This window comes from Myxococcus dinghuensis (assembly GCF_024198235.1).
Taxonomy (GTDB): Bacteria; Myxococcota; Myxococcia; order Myxococcales; family Myxococcaceae; genus Myxococcus; species Myxococcus dinghuensis.
The window spans coordinates 245,364-262,684 of the sequence record NZ_JAKCFB010000003.1 but is presented as its reverse complement, the minus strand read 5'-3'; the positions used below and the strand labels follow the sequence as shown (position 1 = coordinate 262,684).

General features: G+C 68.5%; 14 protein-coding genes. 8 read left to right on the top strand and 6 right to left on the bottom strand.

What is annotated here, in order from left to right; translation table 11 throughout:
- Positions 1-78: 78 nt before the first annotated feature.
- The 5 genes from LZ198_RS06080 to LZ198_RS06060 all read right to left on the bottom strand — a co-directional run bounded on the left by LZ198_RS06080 (position 79) and on the right by LZ198_RS06060 (position 5,150).
- Positions 79-1,944: an ATP-binding protein gene (locus LZ198_RS06080; RefSeq protein ID WP_253970921.1), complete on the bottom strand. Its 1,866-nt coding sequence runs from the start codon at positions 1,942-1,944 to the stop codon at positions 79-81.
- 318 nt (positions 1,945-2,262) lie between these two features.
- Complete coding sequence (locus tag LZ198_RS06075; RefSeq protein ID WP_253970920.1) at positions 2,263-3,444, bottom strand: hypothetical protein; 1,182 nt, start codon at positions 3,442-3,444, stop codon at positions 2,263-2,265.
- A 2-nt stretch (positions 3,445-3,446) separates the two neighbouring features.
- Positions 3,447-4,181: an ImmA/IrrE family metallo-endopeptidase gene (locus LZ198_RS06070; RefSeq protein ID WP_253970919.1), complete on the bottom strand. Its 735-nt coding sequence runs from the start codon at positions 4,179-4,181 to the stop codon at positions 3,447-3,449.
- A complete protein-coding gene (locus LZ198_RS06065; protein ID WP_253970918.1) occupies positions 4,178-4,558 on the bottom strand; it encodes a hypothetical protein in 381 nt (126 codons plus the stop codon). Before LZ198_RS06065 ends, LZ198_RS06070 begins: the two co-directional genes overlap by 4 nt.
- Positions 4,551-5,150 carry an RNA polymerase sigma factor gene (locus LZ198_RS06060; RefSeq protein WP_253970917.1) on the bottom strand — a complete coding sequence of 200 codons (600 nt, stop codon included), beginning with the start codon at positions 5,148-5,150 and terminating at the stop codon, positions 4,551-4,553. Before LZ198_RS06060 ends, LZ198_RS06065 begins: the two co-directional genes overlap by 8 nt.
- 272 nt (positions 5,151-5,422) lie before the next feature.
- Between LZ198_RS06060 and LZ198_RS06055 the strand changes: the two genes are divergently transcribed.
- The 3 genes from LZ198_RS06055 to LZ198_RS06045 all read left to right on the top strand — a co-directional run bounded on the left by LZ198_RS06055 (position 5,423) and on the right by LZ198_RS06045 (position 7,344).
- A complete protein-coding gene (locus tag LZ198_RS06055) occupies positions 5,423-6,229 on the top strand; it encodes a GNAT family N-acyltransferase (protein WP_253970916.1) in 807 nt (268 codons plus the stop codon).
- A gap of 86 nt (positions 6,230-6,315) precedes the next feature.
- On the top strand, positions 6,316-6,993 hold the full coding sequence (locus LZ198_RS06050) for an iron-containing redox enzyme family protein (protein WP_253971106.1): 678 nt from the start codon (positions 6,316-6,318) through the stop codon (positions 6,991-6,993).
- 90 nt (positions 6,994-7,083) lie between these two features.
- On the top strand, positions 7,084-7,344 hold the full coding sequence (locus tag LZ198_RS06045) for a DUF3892 domain-containing protein (RefSeq protein WP_253970915.1): 261 nt from the start codon (positions 7,084-7,086) through the stop codon (positions 7,342-7,344).
- A gap of 78 nt (positions 7,345-7,422) precedes the next feature.
- Here the strand turns inward: LZ198_RS06045 and LZ198_RS06040 are convergent, their stop codons facing one another.
- Positions 7,423-8,514: a helix-turn-helix transcriptional regulator gene (locus LZ198_RS06040; protein WP_253970914.1), complete on the bottom strand. Its 1,092-nt coding sequence runs from the start codon at positions 8,512-8,514 to the stop codon at positions 7,423-7,425.
- Between the two features lie 461 nt (positions 8,515-8,975).
- On the opposite strand from LZ198_RS06040, the gene LZ198_RS06035 reads away from it, so the two are divergent.
- The 5 genes from LZ198_RS06035 to LZ198_RS06015 all read left to right on the top strand — a co-directional run bounded on the left by LZ198_RS06035 (position 8,976) and on the right by LZ198_RS06015 (position 17,202).
- On the top strand, positions 8,976-10,094 hold the full coding sequence (locus tag LZ198_RS06035) for a metallophosphoesterase family protein (RefSeq protein ID WP_253970913.1): 1,119 nt from the start codon (positions 8,976-8,978) through the stop codon (positions 10,092-10,094).
- Complete coding sequence (locus LZ198_RS06030; RefSeq protein WP_253970912.1) at positions 10,091-12,841, top strand: hypothetical protein; 2,751 nt, start codon at positions 10,091-10,093, stop codon at positions 12,839-12,841. The genes LZ198_RS06035 and LZ198_RS06030 overlap by 4 nt, the downstream gene beginning before the upstream one ends.
- Positions 12,842-13,323: 482 nt before the next feature.
- Entirely contained in the window at positions 13,324-15,336 is a 2,013-nt protein-coding gene (gene roxB, locus LZ198_RS06025; protein WP_253970911.1) for a rubber dioxygenase RoxB, read from the top strand.
- Between the two features lie 124 nt (positions 15,337-15,460).
- A complete protein-coding gene (locus LZ198_RS06020) occupies positions 15,461-16,072 on the top strand; it encodes a TetR/AcrR family transcriptional regulator (RefSeq protein ID WP_253970910.1) in 612 nt (203 codons plus the stop codon).
- Positions 16,069-17,202, top strand: coding sequence for an FAD-dependent monooxygenase (locus LZ198_RS06015; protein WP_323381991.1), 1,134 nt, complete (start codon positions 16,069-16,071; stop codon positions 17,200-17,202). Before LZ198_RS06020 ends, LZ198_RS06015 begins: the two co-directional genes overlap by 4 nt.
- Positions 17,203-17,321: the final 119 nt, after the last annotated feature.

Here is a 17,321-nt window from a genome sequence, read left to right as displayed (position 1 = left end):
TCAGGGGGCATTGACGCGTCAGTCGAAGGCGATGACGCGTCAGTGGCCGCGTGGGGCAAGTCCCTGGGGGGGGACGGCTCAGTCGACGAGGAGGCGCTTCACGGGGGCCGGGTCGACGGCGACCATGAGCGGTCGGGCGAAGTTGCTGAAGGAGACCAGGGCCTGGCCGGGGGCGAGCCGCGTCACGCGGTTCCACAGGCTCTCGTCGATGCTGCCCACGGTTCGCTGCATGCGGGCGATGACGGTGCTGTCGGTCATCTTATGGATGATGAAGTTGTTGAGCAGCCCGAGCACTTCGTTGGGCAGGTGCTGGGGCAACTGCGTGACGAAGACGAGCCCGAGCCACCGCTTGCGTCCGCGCTTGGCGATGCGGGCCACCTGTTCGAACAACACGGGCATCTGGCTGATGCGGTTGGCGGACAGGAACTCGTGTGCCTCCTCGATGATGATGAGCACGGGCGTCACGGCCTGGTCCTGGTCGTTCGCCTTCTGGTATCGCGCCTCCTGGGCGTTCTGGAGCCCGCGCAGGATGTCGGCGATGACCATGTTGTTGAGCTGGGGCGAATCCGTGTCCGACAGGTCGATGACCGACACGCGCCCCGGCACGAGCATGGAGCCGTAGTGGACGCCGGGCACGGTGCCGACGTCGAAGATGTTGAGGCGGCGCAGCCGGTGGAGCTTGCTGGCCAGGGCCTTCCAACTGATCTCGTGCTTGCTGCTCTGGGCCATGACCCGGGCCATGACCTTGCCCAGGTTGTTCTTGAACTCGCTGTAGAGCGTGGGGCCATGGGGGGCGGGCGCGACGTCCTCCGGCCCGAGCCCGTCCAGCTCGCCGAGCCCCTCGAGCACCGACTCCTTGCGTTTGGAAGACGAGCGGGAGCGGCTCTTGGATTCGGCGCGGCCCTCGTCGCTGAGGCTGTAGATGTAGACGCTGACGACGTCCAGCACGTGCTGGATGGTCATGCGTGGATAGCCGGTGGACAGCTCGTCCACGTCGAGGGCCTGACGGCGGTCCTCCTCGTTCTGGGGGAAGATGCCGAAGTCCTCCAGGAGGAGCTTGGTGACGTCGTAGGCCTTGAGGAAGCGCTCCTGCTGCGCGTCCGACATGTCGAGGATCTCCGCCAGCGCGTAGGGCGACAGGCTGGAGAAGTTCAGGGAGAAGCGGTGCAGGTTCTTGTGGCGCGGGTTGCGGCTGGCGCGACCCGCGAGGTGGTGGATGTGCAGGTCGCGGACGCCCTGGGCCTTCTGGCCTCGCCGCTTGAGGGCCTCCAGCATGGCCGTGTGCTCGGTGGGCTCGTCCACGTGCGTGTATTCGCCCTCCACGTCGAAGACGACGGTGGCGATGCCCTCCGCCTGGGCGCGGTGGATGAGCGTGGCCACGGTGGTGGACTTGCCGCCGCCCGTGGTGCCGAGGATGCCGGTGTGGCGGGGGAGCACGGACTTGTCGCGCGCGTTGAGCCGGGCCTCCATGCGCTCGTAGCCCACGACGAGGCCGAGGCACAGGTCTCCGCCCACGCCGAGCACGCGCTCGCTCTCCGCGTCATCCAGCACGAACACGGGGCTCTGGGGACGTGGACGGAAGCGGGGCGGCTTGAGCGCCCCAGCGACCTCCTCGCCCAGCAGCTCCACCTCCGCTCGACCGTGGTAGTCGAAGGTGTAGGTGAGCTTCTTGCCGTGCGTCACCACGCCCACTGCCATGGTCGAATTGGCGGGGACCGCGTTGGGCTCGGCGAAGGGGCCGCGTACGACGACCCCGAGATAGGAGCGCCCATCCTCCCGTGACTTCACCCGCACCAGCGTCTGCGCGGCGAGCAGATGGATGTCGTCGCGGGCCAGCAGCACGGTCAACAGGTTGTCCTCGCTCGACGAGGTGTCGAAGTGCGTGAAGCCCGCGGCCAGTGCCAGCTCCGGATCGAGCGGCTGCGCCGAGATATCGTTGCGCATCCCGTCCAGGACGGCGCGGGCTCCCGCGGGCGTATCGCGGACGACGTCGCGGCGGGGAGTGGATGACTCGGTGGATTCCGGGGACCCCATGGGAGTCGCCTGTCCGCTCGCTCCAGGCGGAGCGCCTGGCCTCCGGACTTCATTCGGTCCAGGGGCGCGTGATGTTGATGTGTTGTCGTGCGGACCGCCCGCAACGGGGAGCCCGGGGGCTCGACCGTTCACGCCGTGCGGGGGCGTCGGTCGGCTCGCGGCGAACTCGAACGTGCCGTTGTTGGGGGGCCTGGGGCCCTTGCCGTCGCTCGTCATGGGCTTCCTCCGCTACCTGCGTGTGGTGCGCTCGCTGAAGAACTGGAGACTGGCCCCAGCCCGGGCATAGGCGTCGTGGACGAATCCGAGGAAGCCGTCGTCGCCGAAGGCGCTGCGGCACGACAGCTCCGCGACATCGACGAGCATGGGGAAGCCGCGCTCGGGGCGAAGCACGCTGTCCGCCATGGCCACCCATGCGGCTTCGTGAACGTGCTCGCGGTGCGCGTAGAACAACCGCGGGGGCGCGTGGTCCGACACCCGGTACAGGCCCTTGATGATCTGGGTACTCGAGCCGCGCACGAACTCCCGCGCCGCGTGCTTGCTCCGGTCCCCGTACTTCCAGCCATCGACGATGTCCTCGCCTTCACTCTCCAGGGTCTCGAGCAGGGCGTACTCCCCCGCATCGAGTGAGTATCCCAGGGTCAGGAACCCCCGGTCGTGGAGTGCTCCGGACACGAAGACGAACTTCTTGTGCTCGTGGATGAGCTGGTTCAGGACCTGGATCGAGCGATGGAGCAGGCCCATGTACCCGGAGCCTGAAAGCAGCTCGTGCGCACACGGGTTCCCCACCCCCATGCGCCACGCCGCCGTCGAGCGGGTCAAGAGGACGGCGCGCTCCGCATAGGTTCGGATGCCTCGGCACGCCATGCGAGACATGGCGTCGTTGTGGCCTCGATACCGGTTCTGCCGCATCTCGATGAAGTCCCTCGCCTCCTGGAGGAGGTTGGTGGCGCGCGCCGACATCTCCTTGCGGAACAATCGTTGCGAGAATGCGCCGGAGGCCCCCTGGTAGCCCACGACCCCCACGCCAATCTGGGAGATGCCGATGGGCAGGCTGTCGTGGGCGGCGTGGCTTCCCGCCACCGCGTCGACGTGGCCCCGGAACAGCAGCCGGTCGTGGATGAGCGAGATTTCGTCGGGAGTCACCCTGTAGACGCCGGCTTCGGGCAGATTGCGGCGCCGCGTTGCCAGCTTGGGGAAGATCTCGCTGCGCACGGCCGCGCGCAGGCGGTCCTCCTTGTGGACGGCATGGGCGATCTCCCGACGGAATCTCTCCATGACCCGGTCGAGGTCGAGGCCCGTGGACCAGCTGTCGAGGTCCAACATGGCGAGCAGATCCTCGCCGAACGCCTCCCGGAAATCGTCATCCCCATACATCGCATCCACATCGTCCGGCGGAGCCCCTCTCTTCATCGCTACTCTCCCTCCTGTCCCAGAAACGAATCGATGGAGAAACGCGGCGCGCGCAGGCGCTCACGAAGCCAAACGACATGGGCTCTCGCCATGTCCCAAGGCAGTCCGAAGCTGAAAACGAGTCGGCCCCGCGCCTCGTCCTCGGAGACGTCGGCGACGAGGGGGAGGACGAACTCTGCGGGAGCGAGCAACTCCAGCGCCATGCGGTCCGCGCGGTGTTCCGCCTCGATGATGGCCTGGTTGGCATAGTGTCCCACGGCGTCGCGCGCCATCAGGTCGACAGGTGGGCCCAACGGCACTCGCTCGAAGAGGGCGGTAACCGACTCGTCGGTCGTGGGAGCGCGCTCGCCGTCGAATACGGCGCGAATCGGATCGCCGAGGACTCGCGATGCCTTCCTTCGGGGAAGCCATTCCTCCAGCACGAAGTGGGACAGCTCGTGGGCAATGGTGAACCGGAGTTCGGAACGCTCCTGGCGGTTGTCGTAGAAGACGATGCACCGTCTGTCGTGGTCCGCGACCATGCAGCCCTTGAGTCCGTGCGAATCATCGAAAACCCGACGGCGGATGCCACGGCGCGCGAGCCAGGCCCGCATGGCCTCGGGAGACAGCCCCGGCAACCCGACCGCCTCGGCGGGAAAGGGCAGCCACGGCAGTTGTGCCATCAGGTCACGAGGAAAGGAGGAGGGGGGCTCCAGGCCACAGGCCTTCACCGCCTCCTCCAGCCAGGGCTCGATCATGAGTTCTTCTCGTCGTCCTCGACGTTCTCCCGGGCCGCGAGTCGCAGGGGCGCTGTGTCCCCGTTCGCCGCCCTGGCGGACTCCGACTCCGCGAAACCATTCATGATCTCGACGTGACGAATCACCTTCGCGAGCGCGAGGGGACTGACGTCGTGTCGCTGGGCGACGGCGGTGACCTGGGCCCTGAAGTCCTCGCCCTCGGGCTTGCGGCACAGGGACATCCAATGGAGCGTTTCGCGTGTGCAGTTGAGTTCTCTCGCCAGGGCGTCCTCGCTCAGTCCCTCCAGTTGTCGATATCGCTCGAACGTATGTGCCAGGGTCCAGGGTTCGAGCTGTCCGCGGCGCACCGCGTGCTCGAGCCAGTCAGGGTTAGACATCGTGGTCCTCCTTTCGGAGTCGCCCGAGGAGCTTCATGAGACGGTCCCGATTCCGCTTCACCTCGCGGCGGTTCTCCGCCTCCGTCGACGCGGGGAGGCCCATTGCCTCCGCCAGGATGTGGGTGGAACGCTCCCCCTCGAGTACGAGCTTGAGGAAGGTCCTGTCCTTCTCCTGCGTCAGGGCCCGTTCGAGTCGTTCCACGGCGAGTCGTGCCTCCACGGTGATCTCCATGCTCTCCTTCGGAGTCATCGCGCGAAGTTCGAAAACACCCCCGAATTCCTGTTCCCGTCGCTGCCGCGCCTCGCTGGAACGGAAGAAATCCAGCACGCGCTTCTTGGCGGACTGCGTCAGATAGGTGGACAGGCGCGCCCGCTGCGGGTCGAAGCGCTCGGGATGGTTCAGGTAGGAGTAGATGACGTCGATGGTCGCGTCGCGCGCGTCCTCCCGGGTCTGACCGCGCTGTTTACAGAGGATGCCGATGATGGGCTCCGTGAAGGCCTCGAACACATCCCGGGTCGCGACCGGGTCGAGTCTTCGCGCCAGGACACGCTCATGAAGTGCCTGCTCCTCCGCTTGTGTTGGAAAACTCATTCCTACTCCTCACCGGGTTCCACGGCCCCGCTCACGGTTTGACTGCTTGCTGGGTGTTCTTTCGTTCCCGCCCAGGTGAGTGCGACATGGGTGTGTGTGCGCATTGCCGTGTGAGGTTGCGGCAGGCCGCGTCGTCCGTCTGTACCTCCCGGGTGGTACCCGAGGTGCTGGACGCGGAAACGCGAGGCGTTGGCGCACTTCGGCCGGGGGCGACGAAAGAAAGGTCGAGGCCGGCGTGACGCCTGGCCCGACCCGCTTCCGAGAGGGGACCCATGACGTCCATGTATTGCCGAGTGGCCACCACCCAGCGCGAGCTCGACGACGCGCTGCGTGTCCGGTGGAACGTGTTTGGTGGAGAGTTGGGGTTGATGGGGGGCAAGGCCCCGCCGACCCGGCGCGAGGTGAACTGCTTCGACACGCTGGAGACGACCGTGCACCTGGTCGTCTACGCGGGCCGCGAGCCGGTCGCGACGCTGCGGATGCTCTTGTCCAACCCGGAGGTGGCGCTCGCCATGGGCGGGCGGCTGGGGCTCGAACTGGAGCAGAAGCTGGACCTGTCGGGCGTGAGCGCGCCGGGTCGGGTGTTCGCGGAGACGGCGCGCTTCTGCGTGCTCGAGCCGTGGCGCCGCTCCGAGGCGGTGGCGCACCTGCAGGCCGGCATCTACGCGGAGAGCCGGCGGCGGGGCGTGACGCACTGGATTGCCGCGGCGAACCTGGACACGGATTCGAGCGAGGACGCGGCGCTCATGGCGCGGGTGGCCGCGCACCGGGGCTGGGTGAATCCGAAGTGGAAGGTCCGGCTCACGACGCCCCAGTCGTCCCCGGCCATCCCCGCCAGTTCCTTCTACACGGCCGTGGAGCGTGAGCGCGCGGGGCAGGGGAACCTGGGCGGGCTGCGCATGCCGCGGGCCCCGTCGCTGTTCGCGCGGAAGATGGGGGCGCGCTTCGTCGCGGAGCCGCTGTACGACGCGAGCTTCCACCGCTTCACGCTGCCGCTCATCGCGGCGCTCGACGAGATTCCCGAGAGCACCCTGGAGCGGTTCCGCGCGATGGGCGGCGTCCTGCGCCGCGCCGCCTGAACGCCAGGCGGGTTGTCCTTTCCCCTTCACCTTCACCTCGTAGCAACCGGGAGCGCTCGCGCCCCGGACAGGAGACGTCCGTGCAGATGACGATGGAGACCTCGAAGCCGAATGACTGGGTGGGCCTGCTGGAGCAGGAGGGGCGCGGGCTGGTGGCCACGCTGGACGCGCACCCCGACGCGCGCCGGCTGTTCGACGGCACGATTCCCCTGGAGGGCTACGTCCACTACCTGATGCAGACGTACCACTACGTGCGCTGGAGCACGCCGCTGCTCCAGGGCGCGGGCGCGCGGCTGAGGCGCCTCGGCCGGCATCCCCACCTGGCCGACCTGCTGCTGCAGAAGGCCGAGGAGGAGCGCGGCCACGAGCGCTGGCTCCTGTCGGACCTGGAGAACCTGGGGTGCTCGGTGGACCAGGTCCGGGACACGATTCCGTCCCCGGCCGTGGACGCCTATACCGGCTGGAACTGCTTCACGGCCTGGGCGGGGGTGCCCACGGCGCTCCTGGGGACGGCGTACATCCTGGAGTACCTCTCCGTGACGCGCGCGACCGGCGCCGTGGAGCGGCTGCTCCAGGTGAGCCCCATCCCCAACATCCGCAAGGCGGTGACGTTCCTGCGCAGCCACGGTTCGCTGGATGAAGACCACGTGGCCGAGCTGACGTCCCTGCTGCGCACCCTGACGGACGTGGAGGACCAGGCCGCCGTCGTCCTGTCGGCGCGGACGACGCGCGCGGTGTACCCCGGCTTCTTCCGCGACCTGTGAGCGCGCATACCTCCGGGGAGGTACAGACATCCCTCCCCGCGAGGTCCATCTTCCCGTGTGAAGGAAGACATCCACACGGGAGACGATTGAATGCTCTACATCACGCACATTCACCTCGAGGGTGGAGAGCGGCTCGAACACATCACCTCCGTTCATTGGACGAACGGAGCGAAGACGGATACGTCCACGCGAGAGGCCATGGTTCGATGGATTGATGAGGGCGGTGAAGCCTGGGTGAAAGCTCCTACAGGCGATGTCCGGGTGCTGGTGGTTCGGGCCACACCTCCCTATCTGCGGTCAGAAGCCAACAACCGGTTGACGGACAACCTCCTGGCGCTGCCTCGGTTCTGACCGTTCATCAGGTTGAGCACCACGGGTGGGCCTGGGGTTCCGTTGGGGGGCGGGCCCGCCCGTGGTGGCTTGGCCTCCTCACATCGGCTTTTGCAACCGGGCCGCCTGGAAGACGAAGTCCGCCCTGTCTTTGCAGTGGAGCTTGTCCACACTGAAGATGTTCCGGATGTGGACCTTCAAGGTCGCGGGCGACATGTGGAGTTCGCGCGCAATCTGGGAGTACTCCCAGTTGCGCAGCAGGCTCTGCGCGACCTCGATCTCCCGTCTTGTGAGGTGCCGCCGCATCTCCTCGGGGAGGGGGATGGCATGTGACGCCTCGTGCAGGATGACGGCCCAGGGGCGGGGACCGTCCTGACCGGGCAACTCGATGAACTTCAGCACGCGGTACGTGTCCTCGTGGGGGAGCACCCACACGCTGTGCTTGAGCTGCTGCTCCGGCGTCATCTGCGGCAAGGCCCGGAGCCGGTCGACGACCACCTCGGGGAGGCCCGAGCTGTGGCGGTCCGACTGGGCGAACCACTTCTCGAGCAGCTCGGTGGCCCAGCGCGAGCGTCGCCGCTCGCGCGCTGGAGGGTCCACGATGAGGTAACCGGAGTCGGGGCGGTCGTGCAGGCGCTCCAACAACTGGGCGCCGACCTCCGCCATGGACATCAGGTGGCAGTTGCGCACGGCGTTCGCCAGGTGCGGCAGCAGGCTGGCGAGAATCTCCGCCGCCTTCTCGGAGAAGGGGCGGCGGCGGTCACGGTACAGGGTGAAGCCTCCCAGGACCCCCGGCTCCACGTTCATCAGCACGGCCATCACCTGCTCCAGCCGCAGGTCCTGCTCCCGGCTGCGCTGATAGAGGAGGCTGCTCTCCAATTCCTTGCGGGACACCATCTCCGAGTCCCGCATGACCTGGTCGACGTGGTGGACGAGCGTCTTGCGGACGAAGTCGGCCTCCATGACGTCGGCGTCGTATTGTTCCAGGAGGGGAACGCGCGGACCGGGGACGTGCCAGGTGTATTCGACGGGCCGCCCCGGTGTGACGACACACAGCCCGAGGTAGTCCGAGGGAATCAGCTCCAGCAGCAACCCCCGGACCCGCTCCAGGACGACGGAGAGGTTGAGAGAGCTGTTCAGCGCGATGATGACCTTGTCGCGCAGGGCGACCTCGCGAGCATCCAAGTACATGGGCGCCTTCCTCCGTCCCCTTCTGGCGGGAGTACGTCCCGCGTGGGTCTGATATCCGCTCACCTTGAATAGGCGCACAGGCGGCGCCTGTCGTTACCACCCAGGTGGTAGAGGTCCTGGTGGCCCTGGATGCCACCTGCCCAGGCTCCTACGCACCCGAGCGTGATTGTTACCGGATAGGCAGGAGCACCGATGCTCCGGAGGGGGCCCATCCCTGACGAGGATCCTAACTTTCCCGCTCGGCCAGATGCCAGGGCTTGAGTCGGATGGACCTGTCTGAAATTGGATGAGGGGTGGGTGGGGACGCACTCATCCGGGTGGGTGCGAGTTGATCCGCGCGTACCTCCTGGGAGGTATGTCCCGCCATTCCTGGCGTCGCTACCGTCGGTGGTGTGTTGGCGCTGTCAATCGCGCCGGAACTCATACCGCCGCGTCTGTCATTCGCGGCACCTCGGTGGGGCATGGTCAGGATTCTTCATACGGCGGACTGGCAGATGGGGCTCCGGGCCCAGCACGTGGCATCCGTCGCGAAGGAAGTCCGGAGGGCGAGGCTGGACGCGGCGCGCAATGTCATCCGGGTCGCGAACAGCCAGCGCGTGGACGCGGTCGTGCTCGCGGGAGACATCTTCGAGGACAACCTGGTCGACGACCTGCTGGTCCGCGAGGTGATGACGGTGCTGGAGGCCTCTCGCGCCCCGGTCTTCGTCCTGCCGGGGAACCATGACGCCTTGACGCCGGAGGCGGTCTATCACCGGGCCTCGTGGAAGCAGCGGCCCGCGCAGGTGCACATGCTGGATGGCGAGGCGCCGGTGCCCGTCCCGGGGACGTCGGCGGTGCTGCTCGCCGCGCCGCTTCGACAGAAGAAGGGGATGAAGGACCCGACCGCGCCGTGGTGGGGGCGCCAGGACGTGGACGCCATCCGCGTCGGCGTGGCGCATGGCTCGCTGCGCATCGCGGGCAGGCACGCCCCGGACGACTTCCCCATCGCCCTGGACGCGGTGGCGCGCGCGGGCCTCGACTACCTCGCGCTCGGGCATTGGCACGGGCAGTACATCCACGAGGGGCGGGCGGCCTACGCCGGGGCACACGAGACGACGAAGTTCGGCGAGGAGGGCTCCGGGCAGGCGCTGCTGGTGGAGCTCGCCTCGCGAGGGGCGATGCCCCGGCTGACCCCCGTGTCCACGGGGACGCTGTCGTGGCGGGCCGTGGAACTGGACCTGGGCCAGGGGGCGGAGTCGGAGGCGAAGCGCGTCCTCGGCGAGCTCCGGGACTCGGCCGAGCGCGCGAAGACGTTGGTGCGGGTCCGGACCACGGGGGTGGCCTCGGAGGACGCCGACGCGGTCGTGAAGGGGCTCGAGGACGACCTCTTGGGGAAGGGCTTCCTCCATGTGAGGGTCGAGCGTCACGACAAGGCGAAGGCCGAGGTGGAGGGGCGGCTGGCGGAGATTGCCCGGGGCAGCTCGTTGGTGGCCGCGCTCCTGGGCGAGCAGTCGGGGGCGCTGGAGCCGGGCGTGTCGGAGGCGGGGCGGCTCGCGGCGCGCAGGCTGCTGTCGGAGCTGGTGATGGAGGCGTGGCGATGATCCTCCGCAAGCTCCGGGTCCAGCACTTCCGTTGCTTCCGCAACCCCGTGGAGCTGGATGGGCTGGGGATGGGCGTCCATGTCATCCACGCGCCCAACGAGACAGGCAAGTCGAGCCTCGTGCTGGCGCTGGCGAGGGCGCTGTTCGACCGGCACGGGACGCGGGACAAGGAGATCATCGCGCTGCGTCCCTGGGGGACGTCCCTGTCGCCGGCGGTGTCGTTGGAGTTCGAGTCGCGAGGGGCGCGCTATCGCCTGGAGAAGGTGTTCCTCGAGGGTGCGAAGAGCCGTCTGGACGAGTGGAAGGACGGGCGCTTCGTGCCGTTGGCGGAGTCACAGGCCGCGGACGAGTTCGTCCGGGGGCTCCTCTTCTCGGGGGGCGCACCGACTGGGGCGACGAAGGTGGGGCAATGGGGGCTTGCTCGGCTGCTCTGGTTGAGCCAGTCGCCGGAGCGGCACGTGTTGCCAGGATTGGATGCGACGCTCAAGTCCCGGCTGATGGAGGCCGTGGGGGTCGTGGCGCTGAGCAACCCCGAGCAACGGATGTTGAAGCGGGTGGAGGAGACGTATCTCGGGTTCTTCACGCCGAAGAAGGGTGGGGTGGCGAAGAGGAGTGAGCTGGAGAAGCGTGAGACGGAGGTGCTCGAACTCCAGAAGGGCGTCGAGGCGCTGCGGGCCCAGCGGGACGCGACGGCGGAGCATGCGCGGGAGATCGAGGAGGCGAGCAACTCCCTGGTGGAACTCATGCGGGAGCGCTCCGATTACGAGGCGCGGCTCGTCGCGCTCCAGGAGCGATGGGATGCGGAGGTGAAGCTGGAGCAGCAGCTCGCGCTCCGGGAGAAGGACGTCCAGCGCCAGCGCCAGGTGTGGGAGGGATTGGACCAGAAGCAACGGGAGCTGCTCGCGCTGCGGCAGACGGTGGCGCGGCACCAGTCGGCCGTGGCGGAGAGGGGACCGGCCATCCAGCGGGCCCAGGAAGCGCTGCTGCGCGAGGAGGCGGCGCTCCTGGAGTCGAGGGACGCGGTCCTCGCCCAGTCGAGCGAGCAGGAGAAGGCGGAGCAGCGGCTGGAGCGCGGACGCCTGTTGGAGAAGGCGCGCGAGGTGTTGGCCGAGCAGCATCGTTTGGAGGGGCAGCTCAAGCAGGCGGAGCGACTGGAGGGGCTCGTGGTGGGGCTTCGCCGCAAGGTCTCCGCGTCGAAGTCGGTCTCCGAGGCGGACCTGAAGCGCGCGGAGGAGGCCGAGCGCAAGCAGCGGCAGGCGCAGGACCGGTTGGAGGTGCAGGGCATCCAGGTGCTCTTCACCCCGGAGGGGGCGCGGACCATCGAGTGGGAGGTGCAAGGGCATGTCCAGCGACACAAGCTGGCCGAGGATGAGCAGAAGCTCTTCGTGGGGGTCACCGCGGGCAGCCTGCGCATCAAGGACGTGGGTGAGGTGCGTGTGAGCACCGGCGCCGAGGAGCTCGGCAAGGTCCAGGCCGAGGTGGAGAAGCACCGAAAGGAGGTGGCGCGTCGCCTCCAGGAGCATGGTGTCAAGACGCTGTCTGAGCTGCGGGCGAAGTGGGAGGAGCAGCAGGCGGTGCAAAAGGAGGAGGAGAAGCACGCGGAAGCGCTGGCGGCATGTCTGGAGTCCGCGGGCTTCGAGGAGGTCGAGGTGCTTCGTGAAGTCGCGCGGGAACACGCCGGGAAGGTGGGCGCGCTCGCCGGGCAGCTCGACCTCGCCGTCGAAGCGCTCTCCACGTATCCGTACGCGGAGGTCAATGAACTCTCCGAGGCCCTGAAGCAGCGCAAGCAGGAGGCGCGGGCTCGGGAGAAGGTGAAGGTGGAGGCGGAGACGCTCTATCGGCAAGTGGAGCGGCACCTGCGCGGGTTGCTCCAGGAGCGGGAGGGGGCACAGGAGTCGGCTCGGGCCCTGGAGCTGGAGTTGAAAGCCCGTCTCGAAAGCGAAGGGCTCTCGCTGGAGCAACTGGGGGCGCGGGTCGAGGCCGCGGGCAGCGAGCTGGCGCGCCTGGAGAACATGGTGAAGGGGCTGCGGGAGCGGCTTCCCCGGCCGGAGGAGCGGGCCTCGAGCCAGCGCCGGCAGCTTCAGGAGTCTCGGGAACGCGTCCTGGATGCGGAGAAGGCGGCGCGGGAGCGCATCATCCGGAGCGAGGCCCTGCTCGGACAGGCGGCGGAGTCTGGCGTGTACTCACGCCTGGGAGAGGCGGAGGAGCGACTCGCCCTGGCGGTCGAGGCGCACCAGCAGCTCCAGCTTCGGGCCACTGCCGCGGACCTGCTGCGCAAACGCATCCGGCACTGGCAGGAGCAGGTGCATCGGACGTTCGTGGCTCCGATGGAGGACGCCGTCCAGCGCCGGTTGATGCACATCCGGGGAGAAGGGATGCGTGAGGCGCTCGTCCTGGGCCCCGACCTCGACGAGGCCTCGCTGCGACTCCAGGAGGACGAACGGGACCTGACCCAGTTCTCCTGGGGGACACAGGAGCAGACCCTGTTCGCGCTGAGGCTGGCGCTCGGGGAGCTGCTGTCGAAGCAGGGCGCACGGGTGGAGCCCCAGCTCCTCGTGTTGGACGACGCCCTGGTGAATACAGACCCCGCGCGTCACCGGCGCGCCCTGGACCTCATCGACGCGGCGGGTGAGTCCCTCCAGGTGCTCGTCCTGACCGCATTCCCCGAGCGATACCGGACCCTTCGCACGGCGAAGGAGTTCGACTTGAGGGCCCTGGCGCGTGGCACGGAATCCGTGCCCGGGTAGGTGATGTGCTGCTCTTCGCGGTGCGATCCCTGCCTCGATGTCGCACTGCGGCAAAGCCCGGCAATTGATAAAGCCAGGACAAACATGGAGGTCCTATTGACGCCGTGCCAATAGCCGTCCATCATTTCCCTGTCAGAGAGTGACGAGTCCCCTCGATGCCAGTCATCCATCCCGGCTGTTTGCCGGGGAGCTCGCGGGACCCGTGCTCCAGTCAAGTGAAGTGCGCGGTGGCTACACGGTGAGCGCGGAAGGGCGGAAGGTCTCAGCGAGGCTCTCGTCGACGGGCCTCGTCGCGTGCCGTCCGCCATGTCCCTGGGCAGGGTTGCACTGGCATTGGCCGGTGTGAGCCTGCGCTCGGGGAGAGCTCGCCCTGCGTCCTGCCTCGCACCTCGGTGAGGCAGTGGAATCACGCAGTGCACGAGGAGGGCCCCATGCGCGAAGAGTGGTCGTCATCTGCATCGAGCAGGATCGCCGTACCGTTCATGCGAGCGTTGCTCGCGGGAATCCTGACGCTCCCCGCTGTCTCCGCCGCCGCGACGGATCTGCTCGGCAGCAGCCGCGGCGGTTCGGTGCAGTGGGATTTCTGTTATGGCAAACCCGACAGCGCCATCCTTCCGGCGGACCCGCGGACGCTGGTGCAACCCGGCATCAGCAATGGCCGGGCGGTGCACTTCAATGCCTTCTGGAAGAACTGTCACGTCGACCCCGCGGCGGTACAGGAGCAAGGCCCGGCGAAGACGTGTGGCGAGTTGCGGCAGCGCTTCTACCACGGCGAGGGGCTGCTGACGAACGGCCACCCGGGAACGGGCGCGCTCTTCGCTGGCACGGAGCCCATGTCGGTCGAGTCCGCGTTGGGCATCTCCACGTTCACGTCGCTGCAGTACAACGAGCTGTGGCGCATGTGGGGCTTCCTCTTCCGCCCCGACAACTTCGACTCCCTGGTGGCCCAGCGCTACGGGTCGGTGCTGAGCACGGAGCGCAACCCGTATCCGCTGCCCGGGCAGAACCCCAACTGGTCCAATGGTGGCAGTGGCCAGTTGCCGCAGATGCTCACGCAGCTGCGCAACCCGGACGGGAGCTGGAGCGGTCGCATCGGCGTCACCTGTCACGCCTGCCACAGCGGCGCGGTGGGCACACCCGCGGATGGACCGGGGCTCGGGGTGATGATGGGCGGCGGCAGCAGCCTGGCGGACCTGGACCTGTTCCTCAGTGACCTGCTACCCCTGGGCTATCCCGCGTCGCTGGCCACGTTCCTGAACCTCAACCGCACGCGTGGCACCAACAACGCCAGCGACATCAACCTCGCGTTCCTGTTCCCGGACGAGCGGCTGCTGTCGGTCTCCGAGGTGCTGGGCGTCATCAACTCCGGTTCGACGGCGGGCATGGATACCCCGGCGTGGTGGAACATGGGGCACCGGCCGGTGAAGTTCGTCGACGGGGTGTTCCCCATGGATGCGCCCCGCGTGGACATGGTGTTCTACACGCCGTTCTTCGGCCTCTTCGGCGGCGTGGGCGGGCCGGTCAGCGAAGCGGGGCAGAACTGGATGCGCGTCAACGGGCCCCCGCTCAATACCTGGGTCGAGTCGCTCAAGTCGCCGGCCTATCCGCTGCCCATCAACCAGGCGCTGGCGGAGCAGGGCGCGGTGCTGTTCCACACGCTCGACATGTGGGGCCCGGGACGCAACAACCCCATCGCCCGGCCCCAGGGCAACGGATCCTGCGCCAGTTGCCACGGCGCCTATGCGTCCCGCTACGTCAACGACCCCACGTACCTCGCGACGCCGGCGCTGGCGGGCATGGCGAGCTACATCGTGCCGCTGAACATCATCGGTACGGACCCGGTGCGGGTGAACACCAACAACCAGGCGGTGCAGGCGGCGGGCGCCAAGAACTTCTTCGGCTATCCCTCGACGGCGGGGACGGACCAGGACTGCGGCCCGCAGAACCAGCCCCACATCCGAGGGAACCGGGAGCTCGGCTACCTCGCGCCGCCGCTGTACGGCGTCTGGGCCACCGCGCCGTACCTCCACAACGGCTCGGTCCCCAACGTCTGGGAGGTGCTCAAGCCCTCCGACCGCAAGCCCATCTGGCGCCGCGTCTCCACGCCGCCGCGGTGGGACCAGCCGCTGACCATCATGGGCTTCGACACGAACCTCCAGCGGGCCTACGACCCCGCGAAGCTCGGCTGGAAGTACGACTCCATTGCCTGCCAGTGGCGGGGGCCCTTGAACCCGGCGGTGTCGCCGTACATCAACTGCCAGCCGGGTGACGAGTTCCGCACCCCGCTCGCGCAGGAGATGTTGAACGTGCTCTTCAGCAACATCATCGTCTCCTGGAACATCCTCTTCCCGCCGACGCGCACGCGCTCGCAGCTCGAGGACCGGAAGATCTACAACACGAACGCCTTCGGTCAGGACAACGCCGGGCACGAGTTCAACTCCGTGCTCACCGACCCGGAGCGCGTCGCGCTGATTGAATACCTGAAGACGCTGTAGCGCGGACCTTCCGCCCGTGGAGGGAGGGGGCTTGCCCGGGGCCCCTCCCTCCCTGTCGTCCGTGCGGCGTTGACGCGCGCCCCTGCGCTCGATATGAACGCGTTCAAAATTGAACGTGTTCAATATGTCCCTTCGAGAGCAGGCCAAGAGCGACAAGTGGGAGCGCATCCGTGCCGCGGCGAAGCGCTTGTTCGTGGAGCGCGGCTACGAGGGCACGACGGTGCGGGCCATCGCGGCGGAGGCGGGCGTCGCGACCGGCACGGTGCTGGTGTACGGAGAGACGAAGGAAGCGCTCCTGCACGAGCTATGGCGCGCGGAAGCGATGCCGCTCGTGGAGAAGGCCGTGTCCACCGTGCCGAGGGGCGCCTTCGTGGACCGGTGCATGCACCTGTTCGCGCCGCTCCTGGCCCACTACGCCTCGCAGCCCGAGCTGGCCCGGGTCGTGGTGAAGGAGCTGCCGTGGGTCACCGGCTCCGCGGAGGCCGCGCACCGTCCCGCGCTGGCGCGACTGCTCGAGGCCCTGGCCCGCGTCGTGGACGAGGGGCGGGCGAGCGGTGAGCTCCGGGCCGACCTGAAGCCCGACGCGACGGCGGCGCTCGCCTTCTCGCTCTACTACGCGGCCGTCATCCGGATGCTCGCGCCGCTGATGCAACTGACGCCAGCGAAGGCGCGGGCCGCGCTTCGTGGCGACCTGAACATGCTGGTGGCCGGGCTGGGCTCGAAGGGGGCGTCGTGAGGATCCTCGTCGTGGGGGGAGGAATCGGTGGGCTGGCGTTGGGGGCCGCGTTGGGGAGGCGGGGGCTCGTGGCCGACGTCGTCGAGCGGCGGGAGACCTATGGGGACGAAGGGGCGGGCATCGTGCTGGGCCCCAACGTGATGGCGGTCATGAAGGGCCTGGGGCTGCATGAGGAGGTCCTCGCCGCGGGGCATCCGGTGGGCCTGGCTCGAATCACGGATGCGTCTGGACGCGTGCTCCAGCAGACTCCATACGCGGTGCCGGGGTGGCCGCTGCCGGCGACGGCCATCCACCGGAGCCGCCTGCTCCGCATCCTCCGGGCCGCGTCGCCCGCGCCGCGCCTCGGCGTGACGCTCTCCCGGCTGGAGGACTGCGCGGAGGGCGTGGACGTGGCGTTCTCCGATGGCGCCACGGGTCGCTACGACGTCGTGGTCGGCGCGGATGGCATCGGCTCGGCGGTGAGGCGCCATGTCTGTGGTGTCGACGTGCTCCCGCGCTACTCCGGCTATACGTGCTGGCGGCTCGTGGTGGAGGGCCACTTCGGGGACGCCGTGGTCGAGATGTGGGGCCAGGGCAAGCGCGTGGGGGTCGTGCCGCTGGACGCGAGGCGGTCGTACGTCTACCTGACGCACAATGCCCCGCGTCGCGCGGAGGCGCCCTGGACGGACCTCGCGGGCTTCCGAGCTGCCTATGCCGGGTTCGCGGACCCGGCGCGCTCCGCGCTGGCGCGGGTCGACCGACTCGATGGGCTGCTGCACAACGACATCGAGGACTGCCTGGCGCCACGTTGGTGGAGGCCTCGCGCCGTCCTGCTCGGCGACGCGGCCCACGCCGTGACGCCGAACCTGGGGCAGGGCGCCGGGCTCGCCATCGAGGATGCCGCCGCGCTCGCCTGGCTCCTCGCGACGATGGGCCCCTCGGACGAGGCGCTGGCCCGCTACGAGCGACTGCGTCGGCCACGCGCCGAGCGGATCCGCGACCGCTCGTGGGTCCTCGGGAAGGTATCCCAGTGGGAGGGTGGGCTTGCGCGGACCGTGCGCGACGCGGTGCTGTCGTGGACGCCGGAGTCGGTGTCCCGCGCGCAGCTCGAGGCGGTCGTCCGGGACATGCCAGGAGTCCCGATCGGCTGAGGCTCGCGGCGTCCATCGCGCGCGAGGACCTCCTGGTTCTCCTGCTGGATGAAGAGCGACGGAGGATGCTCGAGTCATGCGTCGCCGACAGGTGATGATGACGCGGGGTTGCTACAGCA

Excerpts from the sequence above, each read along its gene's own strand:
- LZ198_RS06045 (WP_253970915.1), top strand. The coding sequence starts at position 7,084 with ATGCTCTACATCACGCACATTCACCTCGAGGGTGGAGAGCGGCTCGAA.
- LZ198_RS06065 (WP_253970918.1), bottom strand. The coding sequence starts at position 4,558 with ATGTCTAACCCTGACTGGCTCGAGCACGCGGTGCGCCGCGGACAGCTC.
- roxB (WP_253970911.1), top strand. The coding sequence starts at position 13,324 with ATGCGAGCGTTGCTCGCGGGAATCCTGACGCTCCCCGCTGTCTCCGCC.
- LZ198_RS06060 (WP_253970917.1), bottom strand. The coding sequence starts at position 5,150 with ATGAGTTTTCCAACACAAGCGGAGGAGCAGGCACTTCATGAGCGTGTC.
- LZ198_RS06040 (WP_253970914.1), bottom strand. The coding sequence starts at position 8,514 with ATGTACTTGGATGCTCGCGAGGTCGCCCTGCGCGACAAGGTCATCATC.
- LZ198_RS06050 (WP_253971106.1), top strand. The coding sequence starts at position 6,316 with ATGACGATGGAGACCTCGAAGCCGAATGACTGGGTGGGCCTGCTGGAG.
- LZ198_RS06020 (WP_253970910.1), top strand. The coding sequence starts at position 15,461 with ATGTCCCTTCGAGAGCAGGCCAAGAGCGACAAGTGGGAGCGCATCCGT.
- LZ198_RS06030 (WP_253970912.1), top strand. The coding sequence starts at position 10,091 with ATGATCCTCCGCAAGCTCCGGGTCCAGCACTTCCGTTGCTTCCGCAAC.
- LZ198_RS06075 (WP_253970920.1), bottom strand. The coding sequence starts at position 3,444 with ATGAAGAGAGGGGCTCCGCCGGACGATGTGGATGCGATGTATGGGGAT.
- LZ198_RS06070 (WP_253970919.1), bottom strand. The coding sequence starts at position 4,181 with ATGATCGAGCCCTGGCTGGAGGAGGCGGTGAAGGCCTGTGGCCTGGAG.
- LZ198_RS06055 (WP_253970916.1), top strand. The coding sequence starts at position 5,423 with ATGACGTCCATGTATTGCCGAGTGGCCACCACCCAGCGCGAGCTCGAC.
- LZ198_RS06080 (WP_253970921.1), bottom strand. The coding sequence starts at position 1,944 with ATGCGCAACGATATCTCGGCGCAGCCGCTCGATCCGGAGCTGGCACTG.
- LZ198_RS06035 (WP_253970913.1), top strand. The coding sequence starts at position 8,976 with ATGGTCAGGATTCTTCATACGGCGGACTGGCAGATGGGGCTCCGGGCC.